The sequence below is a fragment of the Hyphomicrobium sp. genome (assembly GCF_035548195.1).
Classification (GTDB): domain Bacteria; phylum Pseudomonadota; class Alphaproteobacteria; order Rhizobiales; family Hyphomicrobiaceae; genus Hyphomicrobium_B.
Window position 1 is genome coordinate 128,891 of sequence record NZ_DASZTY010000005.1, and the last position, 24,080, is coordinate 152,970.

Genomic DNA, 24,080 nt, shown 5'->3' on the forward strand with positions numbered 1-24,080 from the left:
GAAACATCCGGACGGTGTTCAAGACGGCTGGCCAGGACCGTCGATCGCCCTATAGTGCGGCGCCATGACGAATAGAGCAAAAATCCAGCCGAAAGCGCAATCCGAGCGCGCGCCCGTCTCCACGACGGGCATCGTTCCGGTCGCCAAGGGAAGCCACGTCTATCTGATAGACGGCTCGGGCTATATCTTCCGAGCATTTCATGCGCTACCGCCGTTGACGAGGCCTTCGGACGGCTTGCCGGTCGGTGCCGTCCATGGCTTTTGCCAAATGTTGTGGAAGCTCCTGCGCGAGACGAAGGCGTCCGAGGCACCGACGCATATCGGCGTTATCTTCGACGCCGGTCGGGATACGTTTCGTAACGATATTTATCCGAAGTACAAGGCGCAGCGCCCGCCGCCGCCGGAAGAGCTGCTGCCGCAGTTTCCGCTCATTCGCGATGCAGTTCGGGCGTTCAACGTCGCGTGCGTCGAGCTCGAGCGATATGAAGCGGATGACATCATCGCGACGTACGCTAAGCTCGCGGTGAACGCTGGCGGCGACGTGACGATCGTCTCCTCGGACAAGGATTTGATGCAGCTCGTCCGTCCCGGCGTCACGATGTTCGACGGCATGAAAGCGAAGCGTATCGGCCGCGACGAGGTGATTGAAAAATTCGGCGTGCCGCCGGAGAAGGTCATCGATGTACAAGCGCTGGCGGGCGACTCCATCGATAATGTTCCGGGTGTCCCCGGCATTGGCATCAAGACGGCAGCCGAATTGATCACGGCTTATGGTGATCTCGAAACGCTGTTGGCGCGCGCGGGTGAGATCAAGCAGCCCAAGCGCCGCGAAAAGCTCATCGAATTTGCCGAGCAGGCGCGGATATCGCGTAATCTCGTGCTGCTCAAGGATGATGTTGCGCTCAACGAGACGATCGAATCTCTCGGCGTTCGCGATCCGGAGGTCGATGCGCTCCTCGGTTTTTTACGCGCGATGGAATTCAATACGTTGACAAAGCGCATCGCGGAGGGGCTGGGCGCAGAAGCGCCGCCACCGCTTGCAGTTTCGGTCGGTGTTTCGGTCAGATCGACGGCGAAGGCAAGCGATCTCGAAGCTTTGGAGGAAGGCGCGCCCGAAGACGCTTCCCCCGCGGCCGCGGTCGCGTCAGGTTCTGCAATCGCGCGGGCGCAAGCTATCGACCGTACGAAATACGAAACGGTTACGACGCGGGCACGGCTTGAAGATTGGATTCGTCGGGCGCGCGAAGCAGGGCGCGTTGCGTTCGATACCGAAACGACAGATCTCAGCGCGGTCGAAGCGGAGCTTGTCGGACTATCGCTTGCGGTCGCGCCGGGAGAGGCTTGCTACGTTCCGCTTGGCCATACAGGCCCGAGCGGCGATCTGTTTGGGGGTGCGGACAATCGTCCACAGCAACTTGACGCCGGGGAGGCGCTAGAGCTGTTGCGGCCGCTCCTTCAAGATCCGGCGATCCTGAAGATCGGCCAGAATATCAAATACGACATGCTAGTGATGAAACGGCGCGGCATCGAGGTTGCGCCGTTCGACGATACGATGCTGCTGTCCTACGCACTTGATGGCGGGCGCGGCCAGCACGGAATGGATGCGCTCGCCGAACGTCACCTCGGTCACACTTGCATGACATTTGCGCAGGCCATGGGGCACGCGCCCGGGGCGAAGAAGTCGGATAAGACGTTTGCCGCAATGCCGCTCGACAAAGCGACGGAATATGCGGCGGAAGATGCCGACGTAACGATGCGGCTCTGGATGGCACTGAAGCCGCGGCTCGCGGCCGAGCGCATGACAACCGTCTACGAAACGCTCGAACGGCCTCTCGTGCCCGTGATTGTTGCGATGGAGCACGCGGGCATCAAGGTCGACAAGGATATACTTTCGCGCCTTTCGAGCGCATTTGCACAACGTACTGTGCGGCTCGAAGAAGAGATCAACGGCCTCGTCGGCCATAAATTCAATCTCGGATCGCCGAAGCAACTCGGTGAGCTTCTATTCGACAGGCTGAAATTGCCGGGCGGCAAGAAGACCAAGAGCGGCCAATGGGAAACCCGCGCCAACCTCCTGGACGAGCTTGCGGCGAATGAAGACATTCACGGAGATGCACGCCGCCTGATCAATACGATGCTCGAATGGCGGCAGATGACGAAGCTGAAGTCGACGTATACGGACGCGTTGCCTGTGTACGTCAATGCCGAGACCGGCCGCATTCACACGAGCTACGCGCTGGGCGCGACAACGACGGGTCGTCTCGCATCGTCAGATCCCAATCTGCAAAATATCCCCATACGGACAAAAGAAGGGCGGGAAATCCGAACGGCATTCATTGCGGGCAACGGCATGAAGTTGGTTTCCGCCGACTATTCGCAGATTGAACTGCGTGTGCTCGCGCATGTGGCCGATATTTCCCAACTCAAAAAAGCATTCGCGGAAGGTCTCGACATTCACGCAATGACGGCGTCGGAGATGTTTGGCGTGCCCGTGAAGGACATGCCAGGTGAAATTCGGCGGCGCGCCAAGGCGATCAACTTCGGAATTATCTATGGAATCTCGGCTTTTGGACTCGCGAACCAGCTTGGCATCAGCCGCGAGGAAGCCGGCGACTATATCAAGACGTACTTCCAGCGTTTTCCTGGCATTCGCGACTACATGGATGCGACCAAGAAACAGGCGCACGCGCATGGACACGTCGAGACGATCTTCGGACGGCGCATTCATTATCCTGAGATCAACACGAAGAATCCGTCGATGCGCGGGTTTCTTGAACGAGCAGCAATCAACGCGCCCATTCAGGGATCGGCTGCCGATATCATCCGCCGGGCGATGATCCGCATGCCGGAAGCGCTGGCTGAGGCAAAGCTGTCGTCGGCGCGTATGCTATTGCAGGTTCACGACGAGCTTGTGTTCGAGGTCGCGAATGACGAGGCGACGGCGCTAATCAAGACGGCCTGCAAGGTGATGGAGACTGCTGCAGAGCCAGCGGTGAGGCTTTCCGTGCCCATCCATGTCGATGCGAAGGCCGCCGACAACTGGGACGAGGCACATTAGTCCGGTCTCCGGGACTTGCCGTGAAGCGCTATTCCCCTGGCACAGATGTGGGATGTTTGCCGTTGGCGCTTTCGAGGGAAGATGACGTCTTGCGCCAATCGGGCGCGATATCCGGCGTATCGCTAAATGCGCGATAGGGGCGGGGAATGCGCGTTCCTTCACCGCCGGTGAGCCGCTTGTAATTGATTGAGCGGATGAACTCGCGAATGCGGGGCTGAATTTCCGTGCGCCAGCGTGTGCCGTTGAAAACGCCGTAATGGCCAACGCCGCTTTGGACGTAGTGCACTTTCTCGTCGCTCGGAATCGATGTGCAGAGATCGTGCGCGGCTTCCGTCTGACCAAGCCCGCAGATATCGTCGCGCTCGCCTTCAACCGTCATCAGCGCGGTATTGGTGATCTTCGAGCAATCCACGAGTTCATTGCGATGGATAAGTTTTTTGTTTGGTAGCAGATGATCCTGAAAGACGACTTGCACCGTCTGTAGGTAGAACTCCGCGGTCAGATCCATGACCGACAGATATTCTTCGTAGAATGTCTGGTGCTGTTTGACGCTATCGCAGTCGCCCTTCACGAGATTATTGAAGAGCTCGACGTGAGCATTCATATGCCGCTCAAGGTTCATTGTCATGAACCCCGTCAACTGCATGAAGCCGGGATAGACAGGCCGCATGAAACCCGGATGCGGAAACGGGACGGTCGAAATTACGTTCTGCTCGAACCAGGCGATCGATTTTTCCGCGGCGAGATCGTTGACCTTCGTCGGATTGCGCCGAGTATCAATCGGGCCGCCCATCAGAACGAGTGAGGCTGGTTGCGTGTCGTCGCCCCGCGCTGCCATCAATGCTGTTGCAACGAGAGCGGGGACAGCGGGCTGGCAAACCGCCATAACGTGCGTGTTCGTTCCGATGAAACGGATGAAATCGACAAGATAATCGACGAAATCATCGAAATCGAAGCGGCCGGCGGCGATGGGGACGTCGCGCGCATCGGCCCAATCGGTGACGTAAACGTCATGCTCAGGGAGCATGGCTTCGACTGTGCCACGCAAGAGCGTCGCGTAGTGGCCGGACATCGGCGCCACAATCAGCACCTTCGGGTCGTGCCGCTTTCCGATTTTAGCCTCGTCCCGCGCGAAATGGATGAGGTTACAAAAGGGCTTCGTCAGGACGACTTCCTCTTGAACCGGGACCTTCAATCCGGCGAGGGAAATGCTGTCGATGCCGAATTCGGGCTTACCGTAGCGTCGCGTAATATTTTCGAAGACTTCACACGCTGCGATCATATTTTTGCCCGCGGCCGTGTAAGCCATGGGGTTTAACGGCCAACCGAGCGTGTGACGCAGAGCTTGAACACCGAATCGGACAGGCGACATGAACGCGTGGGCCATTTCATAGGCGTAATAGTTCATATCTCTCCGAACCTTTTGTTTTTGCGCCGCTTTTCGGCTTCGGTCTCCAGATCGCAAAGCAGCATGTTGTTGCTGCATTGCATTAGTATAGAACGATTAAATTCTGCCACAATCCAGAAATCGTGTGCTTACCTAATGAGAAGGAGCACGCATGCACGAAAGGTACAGTTCCGTTCGAAACTCGTGTCTCCGCTGCGCTGCGTCATATGAACGATGATCTGCAACGCTTGAGTGCCGCATCCGGTTCGTTGTAGCCAAGCGTTTTTTGCAACCCTTCTCTGGCTTTCTCGAAAGCTCCATTGCAAATCCCGTACCGGATTCCCCGACATGACAACGCACGAAAACGCGTCGCCACCGCCCTCGGACCGTGGATTGCGACGGTTTGTCAACGTCGAGCCGCATGAGATCGGAGCGCTGATCGCTTCGTTCGCGATGTTTTTCGCGCTGCTGTCGGCGTACTACATCGTTCGACCGGTACGCGACGACATCGGGGTGACGCTCGGCAAGGATGCTTTGCATCAGCTCTTCACGGTGGTCTTTGCTGTGATGATCGTCCTAGTGCCATTGTTTGGCTTTGTTGCCGCGCGCTTTCCGCGACGGCTCGTCTTACCGGCGATCTACATTTTCTTTGCGCTCAACCTCGCCGGATTCTGGCTGGTCATGAAATCCGGAGACAGGAGCATGCCGGTCGCCGGAACGTTCTTCGTCTGGGCGAGCGTCTTCAATCTCTTCGTCGTGTCGTTGTTCTGGAGCCTGATGTCGGAGCTCTGGTCGCACGAAGAAGCAAAACGTCTTTATGGCTTCATCTCGGCGGGTGGAACGGCGGGAGCCTTGACAGGGCCATTGCTGACACAAGGCCTCGTCAGGCTTTTCGCTCCGATCGATCTTTTGCTGGTCTCAGCTCTACTGCTCGTTGTTGCAATGTCGGCGGGCCTCGTCGTCCGAAGGCTGCGCACCGGAGGCGGGGGACCGGAAACCGATGCGGCGGGCGGCGGCATTCTGGACGGTGCGCTGAAAGTTTTCACGACACCTCTGTTCGCGAAGATTGCGCTTTTCGTTTTTCTGGCGAACGTCGTCGGCACGTTCTTCTACCTTGAGCAAGCCCGTCTCGTTGCGGCGACAATCACGAACAGCGCCGAGCGGGTGGAATTTTTCTCCGGTCGTGATTTCGCCGTGAGCGTGGCGACGTTCCTGATCGAGGTTTTCGGGACGGCGCGGATTCTCCGTCGTTTCGGCGTAACAGCTGCGCTCTTGGCGCTGCCGGTCACGGCCGCAGCCGGCGTCTTTCTTTTAAGCTTCGACGCTGCGCTCTGGGTCGTCGCAGCCGTGATGGTTGCGGAACGCATCACGTCATTCTCGCTTGCAAATCCAGCGATCAAAGTCATCTACACGCTCGCCACGCCGAGCGAGAAGTACAAAGTGCAAAACTTCATCGACACCGTCGTATTCCGCGGCGGCGACGCGACGTCGGGATGGCTCTATTCCAGTCTCGGCGGCGGCCTCGGATTTGCGGCAAGCACAATGGGAGTCGTCGCCGCGCCGTTGGTTCTCGTCTGGATCTTTGTAGCCCGGCGTCTTGGTGCCGAGCATCAGCAGCGAGCTGCGGCGGCTGCGTAATATGATTTCAGGCTGTCGCGTTGGACTGCCCGGCTACGCACCGCGCTCAAAAAAGCTCTGGTCAGCGTCCGCCGCGACGGGGTGGGCCACCCGGACGCGAGCCCGGAGAGAAGTCACCGCTTTGGCCGGGACGGCTTTCTTTGTGACGGAAGTTGATACGGCCCTTCGTCAGATCGTAAGGCGTCATTTCGACGGTGACGCGGTCGCCTGCAAGAATTCTGATGCGGTTCTTCTTCATGCGCCCCGAGGTATACGCAATTACTTCGTGCCCATTGTCGAGCTTTACCCGGCAACGTGCGTCGGGGAGGACTTCGTCTACGACGCCCTCGAATTCGAGCATTTCTTCTTTCGCCATTCGATCTCCGAACGTTTGTTTTTCCGTGTGTGTTTTCGGACAAGTGTCCGATATGAAAAGCGGGGAGCAGACGAGCTGCTCCCCGCGCGAGTGGAGTGGTCTCGAAAACCTTAGAGCGGACGCAGGTTCACGGCAGCGATCTTGCCGTTACGTCCGCGCTCGGTTTCGAAAGCAATTTTCTGGCCTTCGCGGAGCGACTGAAGGCCGGCGCGCTCAACCGCAGAGATGTGCACGAAAACGTCGTTGCCACCTTCTTCCGGCTGAATAAAACCGTAACCCTTCTGACCATTAAACCACTTCACAGTCCCGTTCGACATCAATTGCCTCCAAAGCAAACACATGCGTCCTCCGGCGGAATAACCGGAGGCCATCAAATCGCGCGATGGAGACGTCTTAGGGCAGGCGGTAGCGCTGTCGAAGAGTAAGCCAAGGCGTGTTCGATGGCTGACTATATGCCTTGCTCCGGTGAGAAAGGCAAGATCGCCGCAGGTATCCGGGGGGCTGTCGAAACGGTCCAACCGCCTTGAAATGTCGGGTGTTTCGTGGCGTACGGACACATCGTTTATGCCGGATCGATGACATATGGGCGAGTGCGCCAACACTCGCCCATACTACCTTAGGTACGCCCGCTCGGACGGTTCAGGGCGACAAAGTGCGGGCCGATATCGACGTGGATATGGTCCATGTCGCTATAGGTCATGACGCCGCCGTTGTGATGGTTGGCAATCAGCCAGCGGACGACCTCACCCTTGTGGCCCGGAACGCGGAAGTCGATCGCCTGTCCGGAAGCATGGCGCGACGGGTAGTTCGTGCCTGCGATCTTGGCACCGGGACGGCAGGTCGAGACGATCTCGACGTTTTTGAACCGCGCGCGGATGCGGTTGAGAAGCGCACGTGCCTCCCAGGTCAGACACGTGACTGATGTGCTCGATACGCCGCCGCCGCCAGAGCGCCAGTGTGAGCGGCGATGGTACGTTCGCGCATCTACGACCGTCGGCAGCATGGCTGCAAATACAACAGTAAGTAACGCGATAGATCCCTTACTCATGGGAAGTCCCCGTAGTTTCGTTGATGTTGGAAGGTCCAAAACGGCGCCAGGCCGCTTCCCTTGGAAGCGGTAATCCGCGATCCGCATCGTCGCGCGATGGGCGTCTTTGGAGAATAAAGGGAAAGCCGCGAGCGCCAGCTTCCCGGATGCCGCGCGGTCTTAGCGAGTCTGTGGCCCCGTCTTGTGGCGACGTCGACAGACCTTTGTGCGGCGCACGCTGAAAAACCGATGGGATGGGCGAGAATATGGCGGCGGGCCTCTCGGCTAAGGTGGACCGTTGCCCGGCGCAAACAGGTCCCCCGCTCAAATCGGCAAATCGAACAGGGGGCGTGGAATATTTGGTCGCGGCAGGTTAGCAAGATTTCCTTGGCGACGGGGACAGCCGAAGAAGGGGAACGGATATGAATGCCTTGAAGAGCATTGTGGTCGGCTTCATCGCGGGGGTGATTGCAGCCGTAACAGCACAAGAGTTCATTAGCTGGTTGTTTGTGAATTACTGGACGGGATGGAACGCGGCGCCGTGGAGCATGGTGCCGATGCGCAGCCTTGTCCTTCCCGACGTCGAACTGCCGTGGCTGGTTGGAACGGCGATAACGGGCGGTCTCTGGGGGGCCCTCTTCGGACTGATCCTTGGATGGAAGCCCGTTGGGATGATGACCATTCGCGGTGCGATCCTCGGACTATTCGGTCCGGGCCTGATCAGCGCATTTACCGTGATGCCGTATCTCGAACATCAGCCGTCGCCGCTGCTCGAAGGCAATGTCGAAGTGATTGTGCCGATTCTCTGCATCTGTGCAGGCTTCGGCGCGGTTATGGCGTGGCTCTACGGTTTGTTCAGTTTCGGACGGCTGCCTTAATCAATAGAGACGGCATCGCGTCGTGTTCGCGCATGGCCAGGTGCTGGTGATGGCACCTGGCCTTTCCTATTTGTCCAGGAGCGTCGCGACAGTGTTGTGCCGCTGGGCAGAGGTAAGAAGGATATCGTTGCATGCGGATCGTAGCGTTAGCCGTCTTCGTTGTGTCGCTGCCGGCAATGGCTGGCTCTCCGGCGCATGCGCACAAGTACAAGCGGAAACACACGCATCGGCATTTGCCGCGCGTCGAGCGCGATTGCACGCCGATCAACGGCTTTTATGGCTATTACGGAAATCCCTGGTGCGACACCGGCTCATCGCGTCCGCCGGATATCGAATTCCGCGAGCGGCAGGATTTCTATCGCCGGTATTACCGGGCGGCGGATCGCTGAGCGGCAGCCGGTTGCGGGTCAGTTGTCATCCATTTTGAGGGCGTTGATGAAAGCTTCCTGCGGAATTTCGACTTTGCCGAATTCGCGCATCTTCTTCTTGCCGGCCTTCTGCTTGTCGAGCAGCTTGCGTTTGCGCGTGATGTCGCCGCCATAGCACTTGGCGAGGACGTCCTTTCTCAGCGCGCGGATCGTCTCGCGGGCGATGACCTTGGCTCCGATTGCGGCCTGGATCGGAATCTGGAAGAGATGCGGCGGGATCAGCTCTTTTAGCTTTTCGCACATCGAGCGGCCGCGACTTTCGGCGCGCGAACGATGCACGATGATCGAGAGCGCATCGACCGGTTCGCTGTTCACAAGAATCGAGAGCTTGACGAGATCGCCTTCCTCGTAGTCCTGGATGTGATAATCGAACGAGGCGTAGCCCCGCGAAACGCTTTTCAGGCGATCGTAGAAATCGAAAACGACCTCGTTGAGCGGCAACTCATAGATCACCATCGCGCGCGAGCCCGCATAGGTGAGCTGTTTCTGGCGTCCGCGGCGATCCTGGCAGAGTTTCAGCACAGCGCCGAGATAATCGTCGGGCACGAGGATCGTCGCTTCGATCCAGGGTTCCTCGATGTGGTCGATTTTTACGACATCGGGCATGTCGGCTGGATTGTGCATTTCGATCATCGAGCCGTCGTTCATGTGCAAGTGGTAGATGACGCTCGGCGCGGTGGTGATGAGATCGAGGTTGAATTCCCGTTCCAGGCGTTCGGTGATGATTTCGAGATGCAGGAGCCCAAGAAAGCCGCAGCGGAAACCGAAGCCGAGTGCTGCCGAGCTTTCAGTCTCGAATGAAAAGCTCGCGTCGTTGAGACGAAGCTTGCCCATGGCTTCGCGCAGGTCCTCGAAGTCGGCGGCATCGACGGGGAACAGCCCGCAAAAGACGACCGGTTGCGCCGGTTTGAAACCGGGAAGCATTTCGGCTGTTGGGTGCTTTTCGTCGGTTATCGTATCGCCCACGCGGGTATCGGCGACTTCCTTAATCGCAGCCGTGAAGAATCCGACCTCGCCCGGCCCGAGCTTTTCGAGCATTTCCTGTTTGGGACGGAAGATGCCGACGCGCTCAACTTGATAGCTCGCGTCGCTCGACATGAGCTTGACGCGCTGACCCTTCTTCAAGCTGCCGTCGATAATGCGCACGAGAACGATAACGCCGAGATAGGCATCGTACCAGCTATCGATAAGCATCGCCTTCAGCGGCTTCGTGCCGTCGCCTTTCGGCGGAGGTAACCGCTCGACGATGGCTTCGAGAACGGCCTCGACGTTCTGGCCTGTCTTGGCGGAGACACCGATGGCATTTGAAGCGTCGATGCCGATGACGTCCTCGATCTGCTGCTTGACGCGATCGACGTCGGCGGCCGGAAGATCGACCTTGTTCAGCACGGGGAGGATTTCGAGATCGTTGTCGAGTGCCTGGTAGACGTTGGCCAACGTTTGCGCTTCGACGCCTTGGCTCGCATCGACAACGAGGATCGCGCCTTCGCACGCTGCGAGGGAACGCGAGACTTCGTAAGCGAAGTCGACGTGTCCGGGTGTATCCATCAGGTTGAGCTGATAGACGTTTCCGTCCTTGGCGCGATAGTCGAGACGGACGGTCTGGGCTTTGATCGTGATTCCGCGCTCGCGCTCGATTTCCATCGAGTCGAGAATTTGCGCTTTCATTTCCCTATTCGATACGTTGCCACAGAGCTGGATCAACCTATCGGAAAGCGTCGACTTACCGTGGTCGATGTGGGCGATGATCGAAAAGTTTCGTATACGGGATATATCGGTCATGGGCGGGGCTCATAGCACCCGGAACCTGCAGGCAAAAGAGCCGTTAAGCTCTTGGGACCGCTTGATCGGCGGCTGCATCGCCGCACGCGGCCTTAAGAGAACTGGCCACTTCGGTGCTGGTGTGCGAAAAACCCAGGGACGCCCTTGAGACGTCCGCGACCCCGGAGAGACGACATGGCGAATTCCCCATTCGAGGCCAACCCCGCATTCAAGAAACTCGGCGAGGATGCACGCAAGGCGGTATTGCAAGCCTTCGATGCGATGTCGAATTGGCGATCCGACCTTGCCGATATGACCGAAAAGAACAGTGATGCTGTTTTCGACAAGATGTCGGAAGCCGCCAAAGCGCTTGGCTGGCCGACAGATTTTGTCGAGCTTAGCCGCAAGCAGATGCAAAACGCATCGAAACTTCAGCTTCAGGCGGTCGATCAGGTGATGGACGTCTGGGAGAAACAAGTGAAATCGCTCGGAACACCGGGGCAATTCCCGAATTTTCCAAACTTCCCAGGTTTCGGTGGCGCGCCCAATCAGCCGGGTGGTTTTGCCGTCGGCGGTCCCGGTCTCTTCCCGACGATGCCAGATTTTGGAGCCGGAGCGGCTAACCCTATCCAGTTTTGGATGCAGGCTGCCGAGATGTGGCAGAAGGGTTGGCAACAGGCGATGGCGACCTGGATGGATGCCCAGCAAAATGCAATGGGCAAGTCCGGATCGTCAGGCAGCAGCCGAGGCAACTCGCGCTAGCTGAAAATTTGCATTCATTCGCGAAGGTTTTGGCGCCCCTTCAACGAAGGGGCGCCTTTTCTTCGGAATTTTCCTAGGGAATCGGAAAAGCTCCTGATCGCTGCGGCAACGGAGCGCGTGCCGCGCACAGTGATTGTTTTCGCTCGATTTAAATATTAGAATAGTTCTAAAATATAACAGCACTCGCCGGATGCCTCCCATGAAGAAGTTCGCCGATCTCAACGAGCAGCAGATTTTGGCGCTCGCCATATCGCTGGAGGAGGAGCACGGCCGCATTTACGCGGACTATGCCGCCGGTTTGGGAGCCGACTATCCGGCGACGGCGAAAATCTTCACAGAGATGGCGCAAGAGGAAAACGAGCATCGGCGCTGGCTCATCGATCTTTTTCGGCAGAAATTCGGGGATCACATCCCGCTCATCCGCCGGCAGGACGTCTCTGGATTCGTTCGGCATGAGCCGATTTGGTTCGTGCGGCCTCTCGGTCTCGATCGTGTGCGCCAGCAAGCCGAAGCGATCGAGCTTGAAACGCGCAATTTCTATCGCTCGGCTCTCACGCGCGCCTCGGATGCGGAAGTCCGCAAGCTCATTGGCGATCTGATTGTCGCCGAGGACCGGCATTTAGGCATTGCGCAGCACATCTCAGAAGTTGAGCTAACGCCGGGAGCGCGGTCGGCCGAGGAGCAGGCGGCGCGCCGTGCGTTCGTGCTCCAGTATGTGCAACCCGGCCTCACGGGATTGATCGACGGGTCGGTTTCGACGCTTGCGCCGATCTTTGCGGCTGCATTCGCGACGCATAACACCTGGCAGACGTTTCTTGTCGGTCTGGCCGCGTCAGTCGGAGCCGGGATTTCGATGGCGTTCGCAGAAGCGCTCGCAGATGACGGGCAGATTTCGGGACGTGGCAATCCGTGGATTCGGGGTGCTGTCACGGGGCTCATGACCGCGCTCGGCGGACTTGGACACACGCTGCCCTATCTGATTTCGAATTTTTGGACTGCGACCAGCATTGCGATTGCCGTTGTGTTCGTGGAGCTTTGGATCATTGCCGGGATTCGCGCGCGATTCATGGAAACGAGATTTCTTCGCGCGGCGCTCGAAGTCGTCGTGGGCGGGCTTCTCGTATTCGTTGTGGGTATCTTAATTGGCAGCGCGTAGATGGGGCATAACAGGCTCGGGACGATCGATGCCCGTAGATAGCCTCACTGAGGCCATAGTGTCTTGACCCATTCCGTCTAACTGGCAGAGCGCCGGTTCTCTCAATCTCGCGAAGGCATTCCCATGCGTGCACGTCGCTTCCTTATTCCGATTGCAATCATCATGCTTGCGGCAACGTCCAGCGCCGGGATTGCAGATAACACACCTCCGCCGCCGGCCAACAAGCGCACATGTCAGAACAAAGTTCCGTTCCGTGTCTGGTTCGCGGATTTCAAGAAAGAAGCGATTGCCGACGGCATACATCCTGAAACAATCGATGAAGCCATCGGCGGAATGACGCCGGACATGAGCGTCATTGCTCGCGATCGCAGACAGAGCTTCTTCTCGCAGACGTTCACGCAGTTCTATTTCAAGCTTGCAACGAACAGTCGCGAGCGCATGGGCAAAACCTACCTTAAACGCTATCGATCGATCTTCGACCGTGCCGAAAAAGAATTTGGTGTCCCTGGTCCAGTCATCACAGGGTTTTGGGCCCTCGAAAGCGATTTCGGTGGCGGCATGGGCAAACTACCGATCTTGCGAGCCTTGGTGACGCTGGCCTGGGACTGCCGCCGGGGCGACATGTTCCGGGAAGAGCTGAAAGCGGCGATGAAGATCATCGAGCGCGGCGACCTTCGGCCGGACCAGATGATCGGCTCCTGGGCAGGCGAACTTGGTCAGACTCAATTCCTGCCGCGGCACTATTACAACTACGGCGTCGACTATGACGGCGATGGCCGCGTCGACCTCATCAATAGCAAAGCGGACGTCATCGGATCGACGGCGAAGTTCATTGCGTCGATGGGTTGGCGCCGCGGCGAGCCGTGGCTCGATCAGGTGCGCATTACGAAAGATCTGCCGTGGGAGAAGGCCGATCTCGCGATCGAATTGCCCCGGTCGCAGTGGATCGCGTGGGGGGTCGAGGGGGTCGGCATGAAGCTGCCATCCGATAACCTTCAGGCGTCGCTTTTGCTGCCGATGGGGCGCAAGGGCCCGGCGTTTCTCGCTTATCCGAATTTCCGCATCTACACGCATTGGAACCAATCTTTGACCTATGCCCTGACGGCAGCGCATCTTGCTGCGCGGATGGCAGGTGCGCCGAACCTCAGCCGTTCGAGCGGAGACGTGCCCTCGCTCGGATATGCGCAGACGAAAGAGCTGCAGTCGCTCCTGAAGCGCCGCGGTTTTGATGTCGGCGAAATAGACGGCAAGCTCGGAGCGGGGACGCGCAAGGCCGTCAAGGAGATGCAGATCAGGCTCGGCCTGCCTGCGGACAGCTATCCGACGGCGGACCTGTTGAAAGCGTTACGCAGCGAAGCCAGAGATTAACGAGGTTCGGAATCCCGTCGCATCAGCGACCGGGCACCAGACCAATGTCGTTCGGCTCCATGGTTCGGGAACGACGGCAGCCTGCTTAATGGAGCTTGACTTGCGGCTCGGTGCGCCGGGTCAGCAGACGAGAAAGCGTATCGAGTGCGACCTTGATCGGGCCGTACAGCGCCATTTCGTGCATCTTATACAGCGAGCGATACATGATCTTGGCGAACCACCCTTCGACGCGCAGCGACTTGCCGGAAACGAAGCCCATCAGACTCCCGACCGTCGAATACTTGCCGAGCGAGACAAGCGAGCCGAAGTCTCTGTACCTGAATGGCGCCAGTTTCGTTTCACCGTTGATGCGCCGCCGAATTTGCCGGACGAGGTGCGTTGATTCCTGGTGAGCGGCCTGGGCGCGCGGTGGAATCGGCGTAGTTTCGCCATCGGGGATCAAATATGCGGCGTCGCCGATAACGAAGATGTTGTCGTCTTTCGTGGTTTGCAGAGTCGGTTTGACCAGAAGCGTATTCGACCGGCTGACTTCCAAGCCGTCGAGCTTTGCCAGGACGTCCGGCCCCTTGACGCCTGCTGCCCAGACAACAAGTTCAGATGGGATGAACTCACCGTTGGCAAGTGTCACGCCTTCGGCGGTTACTCTCGTAACGGGACTTCCAACGCGAACATCGACGCCGATGTCTTTAAGGACGTTGGCGGTTGCCGCTGAAAGCCGCTCGGGAAGCGCCGGCAAAATACGCGGCGCCGCCTCGATCAGCGTGATCTTGATATCTTTTTCCGGATCGATCTTGTCGAGGCCGAAGGCGACAAGGCCGCGCGCCGCGTGATGCAACTCCGCAGATAATTCCGTGCCAGTTGCGCCGGCTCCGATAATGGCAACGTGCAACTGTCCTGGGCGGACCGGGCCCGGTTGGGCATAAGCGCGCACACAAGCGTTGAGGAGGCGGCGGTTGAAGCGTTCGGCCTGCTCCGGCGTGTCGAGCATAATGGCGTGCTCTTTGACGCCCGGCGTGCCGAAGTCGTTCGAAACGCTACCGATCGCAATGACGAGCGTGTCATAAGGAAACCAGCGGTCGGGCGTAATCTCGCGGCCGTCCTCGTCGTACGTCGCGCCGAGGTGCACGCGCTTGTTGGCGCGGTCCAGTCCGATCATTTCGCCATAGCGATAACGGAAGCCGTGCCAGTGTCCCTGGGCTTGATATGGCAGCTCGTGGCGGCCCGTATCCATGCTTCCTGCTGCAATCTCGTGCAGCAATGGCTTCCAGATATGTGTACGCGCGCGATCGACGAGCGTGATCTCGGCTTTGCCCGTCTTGCCAAGTTTGTTTCCAAGCTGTGTCGCAAGCTCAAGTCCCCCGGCTCCGCCGCCCACAATGACGATCTTGTGCAACTTTGTCGTCGTGTCGGAAACGGGTGCAGCGGTATCCATAGTCACCTCATGCGCGCGGATGTGATGGCCGTTCTACGAGCGAAGCTCGCCGCCGGTTACCTTCTTAACATCGGTGATTACTTTTTGGGTAATCGCTTCGATGGCCTGGTCGGTAAGCGTTTCGCCTGCCGGTTGGATGGTCACCTCGACCGCGATTGATTTCTTGCCTTCGGCCGCGAGATTGCTGCCTTCGAAGATGTCGAAGACGTTAACGGCACGGATTAGCACTTTGTCCGCGTTGGTTGCGGCCTTGATGATTTCGCCGGCCGCAACGTCTTTCGGCACCACGAAGGCCAGGTCACGTTTTACCGGCAACAGGTCCGACCCGGCTAGCGACGCCTTGGCGCGCGGCTTTTTCTTCTCGGGCGGCAAAGCGTCGATGAAAATTTCGAATGCTGCGACCGGGGATTCGGCATCAAGGACTTTGAGCGTCGCCGGATGAATTTCGCCGAAATATCCCAGCACGGTTTTCGGACCGAGCCGAAGGGTGCCTGAGCGGCCTGGATGGTACCAGGGTGGACAGTCGCGCGTAATCTGGGCCTTGGTGGCGTCGAAACCAAGAGCTGCCAGAGTAGCTATCGCGTCGGCCTTTACGTCGAAGATGCCGACGGCGGAGGCTGACCCGTTCCAATGGCGTCCGCTGCCCTCCAATCGGGCCGTGCCTGCACGAACACCCGCAGCGCTCAGATATTGGTCTTCCGGCTTTTCACCGCGATAGGCCTGCCCAAGCTCAAACAGGGCGACGTCAGCCGTGCCGCGATTACGATTGCGGGTTACGGCGGTCAGAAGGCCAGGCAGCAGACCCGGACGCATTGATGACATTTCCGTCGAGATCGGATTGGCGAGATCGAGCGCTTCGGCTCCGCCTCCGAAATGGGTCGCCTGATCTTTGGGAATGAAGCTCCAGGTTACGGCTTCGACGAAGCCGCGCGAGGCTAACAATCGTCGCGCACGGCGGGCGCGCTTCTGCTTTTCCGTGAGAACGGCTCGCGTTACGCCATGGAGACGCGGCAGAGGTGTTGCAGGGATGAGGTCGAGGCCGGCGATACGCACGACCTCTTCCACAAGGTCGGCAGGACCGTGCACGTCCGGCCGCCATGTTGGAACCGAAATCTTGGCGGCGGTCGGCTTACCTTCGACTGTGAAGCCAAGAGCTTGCAGGATTTTTGCAATCTCGGCATCGGGAAGCTTGATGCCGGTCAGCTTTTCGACACGTGCGAAATCGAAGGAGATGACGCGATTTTCAATCGGCTCCTTTCCGGCAACTTTGGCTTTCGAGGCTTCGCCGCCGCAAAGTTTTAAGACCATGTCCGTTGCGAGATCGAGGCCCGGGCGGACGGATGCCGGATCGACGCCGCGTTCGAAACGATAACGCGCATCGGTGACGAGGCCTGTCTTGCGGCCGGTCGCTGCAGTGCGCACCGGATCGAACCAGGCGCTTTCGATTAGAACAGCTTTTGTTTCGGGCGTGCAGCCGGTCGATTCGCCGCCCATGATGCCGCCAAGACCAAGCGGTCCGGTGTCGTCGGCGATGACGCACATCGTATCATCGACGGCGTAGTCCTTGCCGTCGAGCGCGAGGAATTTCTCGCCGTTCTTTCCGAGGCGTGCGCGGATCGCACCTTTGAGTTTATGTGCATCGTAGACGTGCAGGGGCCGTCCGCGGTCGAGCGAGATGTAGTTCGTCACGTCAACCAGCGCGTTGATCGGGCGCAGGCCGACTGCCTTCAGGCGCTGCTGTAGCCAATCGGGGGAAGGGCCGTTCGAGACGTTTCGTATGGTTCGCGCGGCGAAGACCGGACATGCATCGGCCGTCTCGGGTGTGAATTCGAGCTTAACCGGGATGCTACACTCGAAAACTTCCTTGATGGGAGCGAGTTTAGGTTCGGGTTTGAACGTGCCAATGCCCGCCGCGGCGAGGTCGCGCGCAATGCCGCGCACGCCGGTGCAGTCGGGCCGGTTCGGCGTTAGTTTCACTTCGATGACGGGATCATTCAGCCCGGCAGCATCGATGTAGCGTTCGCCGACCTTGCTTGCCCATTCGGGCGGAAGATCGAGAATACCGTCGCTTTCGTCCGACAATTCTAGTTCGGCGGCCGAGCACATCATGCCATTCGAAACGACGCCGCGGACGGGCTTCTTCTCCAGCGTAATTTTCGAGCCGGGGATATACGTTCCGAGCGGGGCGAAAACCGAGACCATTCCTGCGCGCGCGTTAGGAGCGCCGCAGACGACCTCCATCAGCGGCTTGCCCTTGGCGATCTCGACCTGGACGACCTCAAGCTTGTCTGCGTTCGGGTGCTTCTTGGCTTCGACGATGCGCGCGATAACGAAACCGCCGAGCCGTTTCGCCGGGTCTTCGATGGCTTCGACCTCAAGGCCGATTGCCGATAGTGTCGTCTCGATCTCGTCGAGCGACGCATTCGTATCGAGATGATCTTTCAGCCAGGAGAGCGTGAATTTCATTTAATAGGTCTCGCACGCAAGATTCCCCTCCCCAGCGGGGAGGGGGTAGGGGTGGGGAGAAGCTGACGGGGGGGTCATAGCGTTTTCACTCGTTTTTCGCCACTGCCCCCAGGACAGCCAGAATTTCAAGCAGAACACCGTCGAGATTCTCGCGAATAAGACCATTTCCAAAGCGCAGCACGCGATAACCGCGCCAACTCAAACGATCGTCACGTGCCGCATCGGCTTTCGCATTCTCCGTCAATTGATGTTGTGCTCCGTCAACCTCAATAATCAATTTCTGCGAGAGGCATGCGAAATCGACGATGAAGCCTTCGACCGGGTGTTGCCGTCGAAAATGATAGCCTTGCGAGCGGAGTTTTCGGAGTTCGCTCCAAAGCTTCTTTTCCGCCGAAGTGGGCGCCTTGCGGAGCTTGCGTGCTATCTCGCTGACCATTCGCTTGCATCCTCACTCCACCCCTTAGGGAAGGGGAATGGTTCGGATACTCTGGCGATCCTTGAGCCAAGAGTGCGTGAATTTCATTTGCTGGGTCTCAGAAGTCGTATGTTTCTTTCAGGATTTTATAGAGTTCAAAAGCAGCTTCTTTCCCAAGTTGAAGCGTTTGACTTTGTTTGCCGGGAATTTTCCGTTCTTCCGATCCGTAGGTATCGATCTGAACTATTGGAAGCCCGCCATTGGGTTCGAATACTTTGACCTGCGCAACGAGTTGCGTAGGTTGCAACTTTCCATCTCCGGATTTTCGCTCAATTGACTTGACCCAAGCCATATAGCGCCTCCTCAATTTCTCAAGATGAAAGTCCGCCGGCGAGGGTGGGGACGTCGAGGGTCGAGAAGCCGTAGTGGCTGAGCCAGGATAAGTCGCCGGAGAAGAAGGCGCGCAAATCGGGGATGCCGTATTTCAGCATCGTCAGGCGGTCGAGACCGACGCCGAAGGCGAAGCCCTGATATTTCTCGGGATCGAGGCCGCAATTTCTGAGCACATTCGGGTGAACCATGCCGCAGCCGAGAATTTCCAGCCATTGGCCCGGCTTGCCGATCGCCTCGGCGCCGATGTCGACTTCCATCGAAGGTTCCGTGAAAGGGAAGTGCGACGCGCGGAAACGCATCTTCACTTCGTCGACCTCGAAGAAGGCTTTGCAGAATTCCTGTAGCACCCATTTCAAATGCCCCATGTGGGTCGACTCGTCGATGACGAGACCTTCGACTTGATGGAACATCGGCGTGTGCGTCTGATCGCTGTCGCAGCGGTAGACGCGTCCGGGCGCAATGATGCGGATCGGCGGCTTCTGCGAACCCATCGTGCGGATCTGCACGGGGCTGGTGTGCGTGCGCAGAAGCAGGCGCGAGCCGTCATGCTTCGGTGCGAAGTAGAATGTGTCGTGATCCTGGCGCGCTGGGTGGTCGGCCGGGATGTTCAACTTGTCGAAGTTCATCTCGTCGGTTTCGATGTCCGGACCTTCGGCTACCGAGAAGCCCATGTCTGCGAAAATCTCGATGACTTCGTCGAGAACTTGACTGACAGGATGAATGCGGCCTTCCGCGACGGGACCAGGACGCACCGGAAGCGTGACGTCGGCGCGTTCTGTTTTCAGCCGCTCGCCGAGGGCTGCTGTTTCGAGTTCGCTCTTTCGCGTGTCGAGGGCCGCCGAAATTCTGGCTTTGAGCGTGTTGACCGTTTGGCCGAATGTTTTTCGCTCTTCGGGTGGTAGAGAACCGAGCTTGCTCATCAACTCGGAGATGCGACCCTTTTTGCCGATAGCGGAGACGCGGACGGCGTCCAGCCCGGCGAGATCGCCTGCGCCTGCGATTTCCGCCAGAAGCTCACGTTCCAGCTTTTCGAGATCATTGCTCATGAGGCGACTCCGGCAATTGGCTGAGCAGGATTGCGATGCCATCTGCCAGCGTCATCCCGCGTAGGCGGGAATCCGTCCAGATCCGCTTTAAACCTCGACTTGGATGGATCCCGGCCTTCGCCGGGATGACGGCAGCGTAGGCGGACGAAGACGGTTAAGCCGCCTTCTTTGCTTTGTCCTGGTCGGCTTTGGCGATGGGTGAAGAGGCGGCTTTCGCAGCCTTATCGACGAGCGCCTTGAAGCCTGCGGGATCGTTGATCGCGATATCCGAGAGGACCTTGCGATCGACCTCGATACCAAGGTTCGTCAGGCCATTGATAAATCGGCCGTAGGTCAGGCCGTGCTCGCGGACGGCAGCGTTGATGCGCTGGATCCAGAGCGCGCGGAAATTGCGCTTGCGGCGCTTGCGGTCGCGGTAAGCGTACTGCTGCGCCTTCTCGACCGCCTGCTTGGCGATGCGGATCGTGTTTTTGCGACGGCCATAATAGCCTTTCGCGGCCTTGATGACTTTCTTGTGCTTGGCGTGGGCGGTAACGCCACGTTTGACGCGGGCCATGGGAGGATGCTCCTCAGAATAAGTGCTTCAGGATTTATGCGTGGGATGAGTCTTTGTTGGCGCTTGCGACTCGCGTTCCGCGAGCCGGCCGCAAGCGCTGAAGCTCACCGGTTATAGGGCATGTATTTTTTGACGATCTTGGCGTCAGAGTCGTTCAGCACTCCTGTGCCGCGCGCCTTCTGAATGAACTTCGCCGTCCGCTTGATCATGCCGTGACGCTTGCCAGCCTGGGCGGCGACCACCTTGCCCGTGCCGGTCATCTTGAAGCGCTTTTTGGCGCCGCTTTTGGTCTTCATCTTAGGCATTTTGCTTTGTGTCCTTTAGTTCGCTCACGGGCCCGTCGCCAATCGCTTACGCGATCGGCTGGCCCTCCGCGGGGGCGCCGCTCAGCGGCGGGGCGCGGTCGCGCCCACGGACCTTGCGGTCCGAAGTGCTGCCTTCGGAGAGCAGCACTCTCGGTAGCTCAGAGGCTGCCGGTCCTGCGAAGGGTGCTTTTTGCGGTTTCCGCTTGTTTTTCAAAAGCATAAGAACCGCCACGGCATGCCTCGCCGGGCGGCTCTGGAGGGCTTTATAGGGAAAGCTTGGAAAATCTGCAATATCTTTGAAGGCACTGCGCTTTTCTGCAACTCACCCCGCCAATTTTTTCGCCAAACGACGAAAACTGCGGCCAATGCACCTGAACGAAGTACAAGGTTTCGGCGTTGGGGGTCGGTGCTACCTGGGCACCCATAGGGCGAGGGGAGGTGGGGCGTGAGACAAATCATCGATCAGATCGTGACTCTGCTGCAGCAGGGCATCACGGCGATTTTCAAATTCGTCGAACTCGTGTGGCAGTGGTCGTTCGGCCAGATGTTTTCGATCTTTCAATCGAATTGGCAGGCGCTGCCAGTCTGGAAGATTGCGATACTGGCGGTCGTAGTGATTGCGATCATATACGTGCTTTACCGAGGCTTCTTCCAGCTCTGGGCCGCAGCGGAGCAGATCTTCAAGGCCTTTGTCGATTTGCTGATGGTGCTGGTTTCAGTGCTGCCGTATGTGCTGCTTGCCGGTTTGATCGCGGCGGCAGGCAGCTATGTCATACAGCACGTCAATTTCTGAGCGCAGGTGCGGTTTCGAAGACCGCACACTCAAGCTGCCGAGGAATTCGCCGGATTCTCATTGAACACGATGTGACGGCGCACGAAGTAGAGCATGACGAAGCACAGCAGGACGGCGATCGTCTTGCCTTCGACGGCCGGCATTTTCATGACGTGGACCGTCAGCCAGACGACTGCGGCGGTCAGTACCAGACCGATGAAGCCGGTGCCGATGAATTCCATGAACAGCCGGTGTTCGCTTTTGTGCGACATATCCTGGACGAATACGTATTTTTTTGTCAGGCCGTAATTGACCACAACGGCAACAGCGTACGCGAAAGCGCTTTGTAGCGCTGGCATGCCGAAAAAGTGTGTGAGCGTCAGGAGAAGCGTATAATCGACCACCGTCGATATCGCGTTCGTGCCTGTGTAACGCAATAAATGTTCGATTTTTGAATGCATGCGATGTCCCTCGCTGATCTCACTCCCGAAAGGCGGGAAATTCAGACCACAGTCGCACGCCCCGATTCTGTGCCGTGCGATACATCTGCTTCGATATCGACGCGAACCCTAACCGCCGATGAACATTCGGGCCGTCATAAAGATCCCGAGAGCGTTCGCACCTGCGCCAAATCGCCCGGTCAATCATTGGGGCGGAATCGCTTCTTCTTTTTTGGGCTCGTCGGCGACAACGGGGTATGCGCCTTTTCGATCCATATCGCGTACGAAACTCAAAGTTTGCCGACATAGCAAATACGCCGACTATATTTTTCGCTCACGCTCGATGTCGCGACGGTCGAGCAGCATCGATGATTTGATGCGAGCGCATGCGAACGTGTCCAACAGCAAGCCGATCGCCGGGCGGTCGCTCTGGAGAGCCCATGCAAGATAGTACCGCTCGAAAACACCTTCTCAGGCAGAAGTGGACTAAGGCCGGTGCGGCATTAACCAGCAAATTACATTTGCCGGTAGTTGCGTCTCCTTCGCCCATGTTGACTGGCGTCAGCTCGTGCTCGATGCGAGAATTATGCTGCGGGGGGCGTCGCAACGCGTGAGGCGAACATGACGCTCGATCCGTTTGTTGCCATGGTATTATTCGTTTCCACCTTGCCCACACTTGCCATCAGCATGCGCTCTGCCAGCGGCTGGCGGGCGGGAGTCGTCTTTGCGGCTTACTACCCTGCGGTCGTCGTCCTCGTCGGAATTGCGATGATCGCTACATTTATGACCCTCGCTGCGCAGGGTATTATCGATCTGGATTGATCAATCCTAGAGGCTCTCATTCAGAGTTTATTCAGACTGCCATTGCGAGATTGGACGCGCACGCCCCATTCGCGTGTCGATTGAAAACACGGAGACGCTCATGCGTATTGCACCGCTTCTAGCAGCTTCCGTTGTCGCGATCGGATTGACCGCAGCTGGCAGTCCATCTCAAGCGGCACAACTTACTCTCTTGCCACAACTTCAGACGAACCAGTCTTTTGCGCAACCCGTTGGGTACGTTCGGCACTGTGTTCGCTGGCGCCGAATTTGCGCGAGTCGCTGGGGTTGGGGCGGCTGGCGTTTCCGCCGCTGTATGGTTCGGCATCGCTGCTAGCGTGACGTATTATTGAGCGGGTGGCAGCGCGCGCTGTCGCCCGTTTTTCAAATCTGTTTGTTCATGCGACGCAGTCGCGTTGCTAGAAGGCTCATGACGCGGAGCGCAAATTGTGGATCGTGACCGACGACGGCGAGAAAGGTCGGCCGATCTATAGCTACAACTTCAGTCGTTTCGGCCGCCATCGCGGCTGCGCTTCTCCGGCCGCGATCAATCATCGCCATTTCTCCGAAAATGCCACCGGCGCGAACGTTTTCAAGCACCGTGCCGTAGCTGATGAGGTCGACGCGGCCTGAGCGCACCATGTACATCACGTCGCCAGCGTCGTCTTCGAGAAAGATCTTTTCGCCTGCCTCGAAATGTCGATAAGGGGCGCCGATCTTGTCCAGCACCGAAAAATCGAACGTTTGGTCGTCATCCATGGCCGTCGCTCCTGGAGCCGCCGTGACACCAAACAAAGTTAGAGCCCTGCCCACGGAGGAGCAAGGCTCGCGATAAATCGTCGATAATCAGCGTGCAGCGTAAGGCGGGGCTCTGGTTTCGCCCCGCCGCGGAAGCTTTATTTGGGCGCAAGCACCATGACCATCTGGCGGCCTTCGAAGCGAGGCTCGCTTTCGACCTTGGCGATTGTTTCAGTGTCCGTTTTTACGCGTTGCAGAACGGCCATGCCAAGCTGGGAATGCGCCATCTCGCGGCCGCGGAAGCGGAGCGTGATCTTCACCTTATCGCCGTCGTCGAAGAAGCGTTTGATGGAGCGAAGCTTTACGTCGTAGTCGTGATCGTCGATGCCAGGTCGCATCTTGATCTCCTTCAACTCGACGATCTTCTGGTTTTTGCGCGCTTCGGCGGCTTTCTTCTGTTCCTGGAATTTGAATTTGCCGAAATCGAGAATTTTGCACACCGGTGGTTCGGCGTCCGGCGAGATCTCCACGAGATCCAGTCCGACATCCTCGGCGCGGGCAAGGGCATCAAGCTTGGCGATGATGCCAACATTTTGCCCGGTCTCGTCGATGAGGCGGACTTCCCGGGCCCGGATTTGATCGTTGATGCGGGGCCCTTGGTTTTCCCGGCTCTGGGGCTCGGGTCGCATAGGTCTACGGATGGGTGAACTCCTTCTGTGGTTCCGTTTGTGGCTGGACGAGTCATACGGCTCCCGCCGAGCCGGACATTGAAAAAAATCCGGTCGTTAAGTCAAGCGCCGTACGGCCGGAAAGCTGGCCAAAGGGTGAAATTCAAGGGCTTTGTAGGCTCCTGGCCTGTTCCCGGCGCTTCTTATGGCTG

The 24,080-nt window shown here is 58.2% G+C and carries 24 protein-coding genes; 9 read left to right on the plus strand and 15 right to left on the minus strand.

The genetic code is table 11. From position 1 onward, the window contains the following. Positions 1-64 precede the first annotated feature (64 nt). Entirely contained in the window at positions 65-3,058 is a 2,994-nt protein-coding gene (polA, locus tag VHB22_RS00965; RefSeq protein ID WP_325455071.1) for a DNA polymerase I, read from the plus strand. A 28-nt stretch (positions 3,059-3,086) separates the two neighbouring features. On the opposite strand, the gene VHB22_RS00970 is transcribed toward polA, so the two are convergent. Beyond that, positions 3,087-4,466: a polyhydroxyalkanoate depolymerase gene (locus VHB22_RS00970; protein WP_325455072.1), complete on the minus strand. Its 1,380-nt coding sequence runs from the start codon at positions 4,464-4,466 to the stop codon at positions 3,087-3,089. A 327-nt stretch (positions 4,467-4,793) separates the two neighbouring features. Between VHB22_RS00970 and VHB22_RS00975 the strand changes: the two genes are divergently transcribed. Further along, a complete protein-coding gene (locus VHB22_RS00975) occupies positions 4,794-6,083 on the plus strand; it encodes an NTP/NDP exchange transporter (RefSeq protein WP_325455073.1) in 1,290 nt (429 codons plus the stop codon). Positions 6,084-6,144: 61 nt separating this feature from the next. Here VHB22_RS00975 and infA read toward each other — a convergent pair whose 3' ends face one another. The 3 genes from infA to VHB22_RS00990 form a co-directional block, all read right to left on the minus strand. Then, positions 6,145-6,438: a translation initiation factor IF-1 gene (gene infA, locus VHB22_RS00980; RefSeq protein WP_325455074.1), complete on the minus strand. Its 294-nt coding sequence runs from the start codon at positions 6,436-6,438 to the stop codon at positions 6,145-6,147. A 110-nt stretch (positions 6,439-6,548) separates the two neighbouring features. Beyond that, positions 6,549-6,755, minus strand: coding sequence for a cold-shock protein (locus tag VHB22_RS00985; RefSeq protein WP_325455075.1), 207 nt, complete (start codon positions 6,753-6,755; stop codon positions 6,549-6,551). Positions 6,756-7,054: 299 nt separating this feature from the next. Continuing rightward, positions 7,055-7,486: a YcbK family protein gene (locus VHB22_RS00990; RefSeq protein WP_325455076.1), complete on the minus strand. Its 432-nt coding sequence runs from the start codon at positions 7,484-7,486 to the stop codon at positions 7,055-7,057. Between the two features lie 401 nt (positions 7,487-7,887). Between VHB22_RS00990 and VHB22_RS00995 the strand changes: the two genes are divergently transcribed. Both VHB22_RS00995 and VHB22_RS01000 read left to right on the plus strand, forming a co-directional pair. Then, positions 7,888-8,343 carry a hypothetical protein gene (locus VHB22_RS00995; protein WP_325455077.1) on the plus strand — a complete coding sequence of 152 codons (456 nt, stop codon included), beginning with the start codon at positions 7,888-7,890 and terminating at the stop codon, positions 8,341-8,343. A 131-nt stretch (positions 8,344-8,474) separates the two neighbouring features. After that, positions 8,475-8,732, plus strand: a complete 258-nt coding sequence (locus tag VHB22_RS01000; RefSeq protein ID WP_325455078.1) for a hypothetical protein — start codon at positions 8,475-8,477, stop codon at positions 8,730-8,732. Positions 8,733-8,750: 18 nt separating this feature from the next. Here the strand turns inward: VHB22_RS01000 and lepA are convergent, their stop codons facing one another. Next, a complete protein-coding gene (lepA, locus tag VHB22_RS01005; protein ID WP_325455079.1) occupies positions 8,751-10,553 on the minus strand; it encodes a translation elongation factor 4 in 1,803 nt (600 codons plus the stop codon). A gap of 174 nt (positions 10,554-10,727) precedes the next feature. On the opposite strand from lepA, the gene VHB22_RS01010 reads away from it, so the two are divergent. The 3 genes from VHB22_RS01010 (at position 10,728) to VHB22_RS01020 (ending at position 13,818) form a co-directional block, all read left to right on the plus strand. Continuing rightward, the gene (locus VHB22_RS01010) at positions 10,728-11,294 is read left to right on the plus strand and encodes a hypothetical protein (protein ID WP_325455080.1); all 567 of its coding nucleotides are present in this window, start codon (positions 10,728-10,730) and stop codon (positions 11,292-11,294) included. Positions 11,295-11,493: 199 nt separating this feature from the next. Continuing rightward, positions 11,494-12,450 carry an iron exporter MbfA gene (gene mbfA, locus VHB22_RS01015; protein ID WP_325455081.1) on the plus strand — a complete coding sequence of 319 codons (957 nt, stop codon included), beginning with the start codon at positions 11,494-11,496 and terminating at the stop codon, positions 12,448-12,450. A 123-nt stretch (positions 12,451-12,573) separates the two neighbouring features. Then, positions 12,574-13,818 carry a lytic murein transglycosylase gene (locus tag VHB22_RS01020; RefSeq protein WP_325455082.1) on the plus strand — a complete coding sequence of 415 codons (1,245 nt, stop codon included), beginning with the start codon at positions 12,574-12,576 and terminating at the stop codon, positions 13,816-13,818. 85 nt (positions 13,819-13,903) lie between these two features. On the opposite strand, the gene VHB22_RS01025 is transcribed toward VHB22_RS01020, so the two are convergent. The 7 genes from VHB22_RS01025 to rpmI all read right to left on the minus strand — a co-directional run bounded on the left by VHB22_RS01025 (position 13,904) and on the right by rpmI (position 20,431). Next, positions 13,904-15,250, minus strand: coding sequence for an NAD(P)/FAD-dependent oxidoreductase (locus VHB22_RS01025; protein ID WP_325455083.1), 1,347 nt, complete (start codon positions 15,248-15,250; stop codon positions 13,904-13,906). 33 nt (positions 15,251-15,283) lie between these two features. Continuing rightward, positions 15,284-17,716 carry a phenylalanine--tRNA ligase subunit beta gene (gene pheT / locus VHB22_RS01030; protein ID WP_325455084.1) on the minus strand — a complete coding sequence of 811 codons (2,433 nt, stop codon included), beginning with the start codon at positions 17,714-17,716 and terminating at the stop codon, positions 15,284-15,286. Positions 17,717-17,801: 85 nt separating this feature from the next. Further along, positions 17,802-18,152 carry an endonuclease domain-containing protein gene (locus VHB22_RS01035; RefSeq protein ID WP_325455085.1) on the minus strand — a complete coding sequence of 117 codons (351 nt, stop codon included), beginning with the start codon at positions 18,150-18,152 and terminating at the stop codon, positions 17,802-17,804. A 97-nt stretch (positions 18,153-18,249) separates the two neighbouring features. Then, complete coding sequence (locus VHB22_RS01040) at positions 18,250-18,483, minus strand: hypothetical protein (RefSeq protein WP_325455086.1); 234 nt, start codon at positions 18,481-18,483, stop codon at positions 18,250-18,252. A gap of 19 nt (positions 18,484-18,502) precedes the next feature. Continuing rightward, positions 18,503-19,570, minus strand: coding sequence for a phenylalanine--tRNA ligase subunit alpha (pheS, locus tag VHB22_RS01045; protein WP_325455087.1), 1,068 nt, complete (start codon positions 19,568-19,570; stop codon positions 18,503-18,505). 154 nt (positions 19,571-19,724) lie between these two features. After that, positions 19,725-20,126, minus strand: coding sequence for a 50S ribosomal protein L20 (rplT, locus tag VHB22_RS01050; protein WP_325455088.1), 402 nt, complete (start codon positions 20,124-20,126; stop codon positions 19,725-19,727). Between the two features lie 104 nt (positions 20,127-20,230). Then, a complete protein-coding gene (gene rpmI / locus VHB22_RS01055) occupies positions 20,231-20,431 on the minus strand; it encodes a 50S ribosomal protein L35 (protein WP_015596609.1) in 201 nt (66 codons plus the stop codon). A gap of 445 nt (positions 20,432-20,876) precedes the next feature. On the opposite strand from rpmI, the gene VHB22_RS01060 reads away from it, so the two are divergent. Beyond that, a complete protein-coding gene (locus tag VHB22_RS01060) occupies positions 20,877-21,224 on the plus strand; it encodes a hypothetical protein (protein ID WP_325455089.1) in 348 nt (115 codons plus the stop codon). 29 nt (positions 21,225-21,253) lie between these two features. On the opposite strand, the gene VHB22_RS01065 is transcribed toward VHB22_RS01060, so the two are convergent. After that, on the minus strand, positions 21,254-21,664 hold the full coding sequence (locus VHB22_RS01065) for a GtrA family protein (RefSeq protein WP_325455090.1): 411 nt from the start codon (positions 21,662-21,664) through the stop codon (positions 21,254-21,256). A gap of 600 nt (positions 21,665-22,264) precedes the next feature. On the opposite strand from VHB22_RS01065, the gene VHB22_RS01070 reads away from it, so the two are divergent. Then, positions 22,265-22,465 carry a hypothetical protein gene (locus VHB22_RS01070; RefSeq protein ID WP_325455091.1) on the plus strand — a complete coding sequence of 67 codons (201 nt, stop codon included), beginning with the start codon at positions 22,265-22,267 and terminating at the stop codon, positions 22,463-22,465. Positions 22,466-22,846: 381 nt separating this feature from the next. Here VHB22_RS01070 and VHB22_RS01075 read toward each other — a convergent pair whose 3' ends face one another. After that, positions 22,847-23,221 carry a cyclic nucleotide-binding domain-containing protein gene (locus VHB22_RS01075; protein ID WP_325455092.1) on the minus strand — a complete coding sequence of 125 codons (375 nt, stop codon included), beginning with the start codon at positions 23,219-23,221 and terminating at the stop codon, positions 22,847-22,849. A 137-nt stretch (positions 23,222-23,358) separates the two neighbouring features. Further along, entirely contained in the window at positions 23,359-23,889 is a 531-nt protein-coding gene (gene infC, locus VHB22_RS01080) for a translation initiation factor IF-3 (protein WP_325455093.1), read from the minus strand. Positions 23,890-24,080: the final 191 nt, after the last annotated feature.

What these genes read in the sequence shown, in the direction of transcription:
- polA (WP_325455071.1), top strand. Translation starts at nt 65, where the DNA reads ATGACGAATAGAGCAAAAATCCAGCCGAAAGCGCAATCCGAGCGCGCG.
- VHB22_RS00970 (WP_325455072.1), bottom strand. Translation starts at nt 4,466, where the DNA reads ATGAACTATTACGCCTATGAAATGGCCCACGCGTTCATGTCGCCTGTC.
- VHB22_RS00975 (WP_325455073.1), top strand. Translation starts at nt 4,794, where the DNA reads ATGACAACGCACGAAAACGCGTCGCCACCGCCCTCGGACCGTGGATTG.
- infA (WP_325455074.1), bottom strand. Translation starts at nt 6,438, where the DNA reads ATGGCGAAAGAAGAAATGCTCGAATTCGAGGGCGTCGTAGACGAAGTC.
- VHB22_RS00985 (WP_325455075.1), bottom strand. Translation starts at nt 6,755, where the DNA reads ATGTCGAACGGGACTGTGAAGTGGTTTAATGGTCAGAAGGGTTACGGT.
- VHB22_RS00990 (WP_325455076.1), bottom strand. Translation starts at nt 7,486, where the DNA reads ATGAGTAAGGGATCTATCGCGTTACTTACTGTTGTATTTGCAGCCATG.
- VHB22_RS00995 (WP_325455077.1), top strand. Translation starts at nt 7,888, where the DNA reads ATGAATGCCTTGAAGAGCATTGTGGTCGGCTTCATCGCGGGGGTGATT.
- VHB22_RS01000 (WP_325455078.1), top strand. Translation starts at nt 8,475, where the DNA reads ATGCGGATCGTAGCGTTAGCCGTCTTCGTTGTGTCGCTGCCGGCAATG.
- lepA (WP_325455079.1), bottom strand. Translation starts at nt 10,553, where the DNA reads ATGACCGATATATCCCGTATACGAAACTTTTCGATCATCGCCCACATC.
- VHB22_RS01010 (WP_325455080.1), top strand. Translation starts at nt 10,728, where the DNA reads ATGGCGAATTCCCCATTCGAGGCCAACCCCGCATTCAAGAAACTCGGC.
- mbfA (WP_325455081.1), top strand. Translation starts at nt 11,494, where the DNA reads ATGAAGAAGTTCGCCGATCTCAACGAGCAGCAGATTTTGGCGCTCGCC.
- VHB22_RS01020 (WP_325455082.1), top strand. Translation starts at nt 12,574, where the DNA reads ATGCGTGCACGTCGCTTCCTTATTCCGATTGCAATCATCATGCTTGCG.
- VHB22_RS01025 (WP_325455083.1), bottom strand. Translation starts at nt 15,250, where the DNA reads ATGGATACCGCTGCACCCGTTTCCGACACGACGACAAAGTTGCACAAG.
- pheT (WP_325455084.1), bottom strand. Translation starts at nt 17,716, where the DNA reads ATGAAATTCACGCTCTCCTGGCTGAAAGATCATCTCGATACGAATGCG.
- VHB22_RS01035 (WP_325455085.1), bottom strand. Translation starts at nt 18,152, where the DNA reads ATGGTCAGCGAGATAGCACGCAAGCTCCGCAAGGCGCCCACTTCGGCG.
- VHB22_RS01040 (WP_325455086.1), bottom strand. Translation starts at nt 18,483, where the DNA reads ATGGCTTGGGTCAAGTCAATTGAGCGAAAATCCGGAGATGGAAAGTTG.
- pheS (WP_325455087.1), bottom strand. Translation starts at nt 19,570, where the DNA reads ATGAGCAATGATCTCGAAAAGCTGGAACGTGAGCTTCTGGCGGAAATC.
- rplT (WP_325455088.1), bottom strand. Translation starts at nt 20,126, where the DNA reads ATGGCCCGCGTCAAACGTGGCGTTACCGCCCACGCCAAGCACAAGAAA.
- rpmI (WP_015596609.1), bottom strand. Translation starts at nt 20,431, where the DNA reads ATGCCTAAGATGAAGACCAAAAGCGGCGCCAAAAAGCGCTTCAAGATG.
- VHB22_RS01065 (WP_325455090.1), bottom strand. Translation starts at nt 21,664, where the DNA reads ATGCATTCAAAAATCGAACATTTATTGCGTTACACAGGCACGAACGCG.
- VHB22_RS01070 (WP_325455091.1), top strand. Translation starts at nt 22,265, where the DNA reads ATGACGCTCGATCCGTTTGTTGCCATGGTATTATTCGTTTCCACCTTG.
- VHB22_RS01075 (WP_325455092.1), bottom strand. Translation starts at nt 23,221, where the DNA reads ATGGATGACGACCAAACGTTCGATTTTTCGGTGCTGGACAAGATCGGC.
- infC (WP_325455093.1), bottom strand. Translation starts at nt 23,889, where the DNA reads ATGCGACCCGAGCCCCAGAGCCGGGAAAACCAAGGGCCCCGCATCAAC.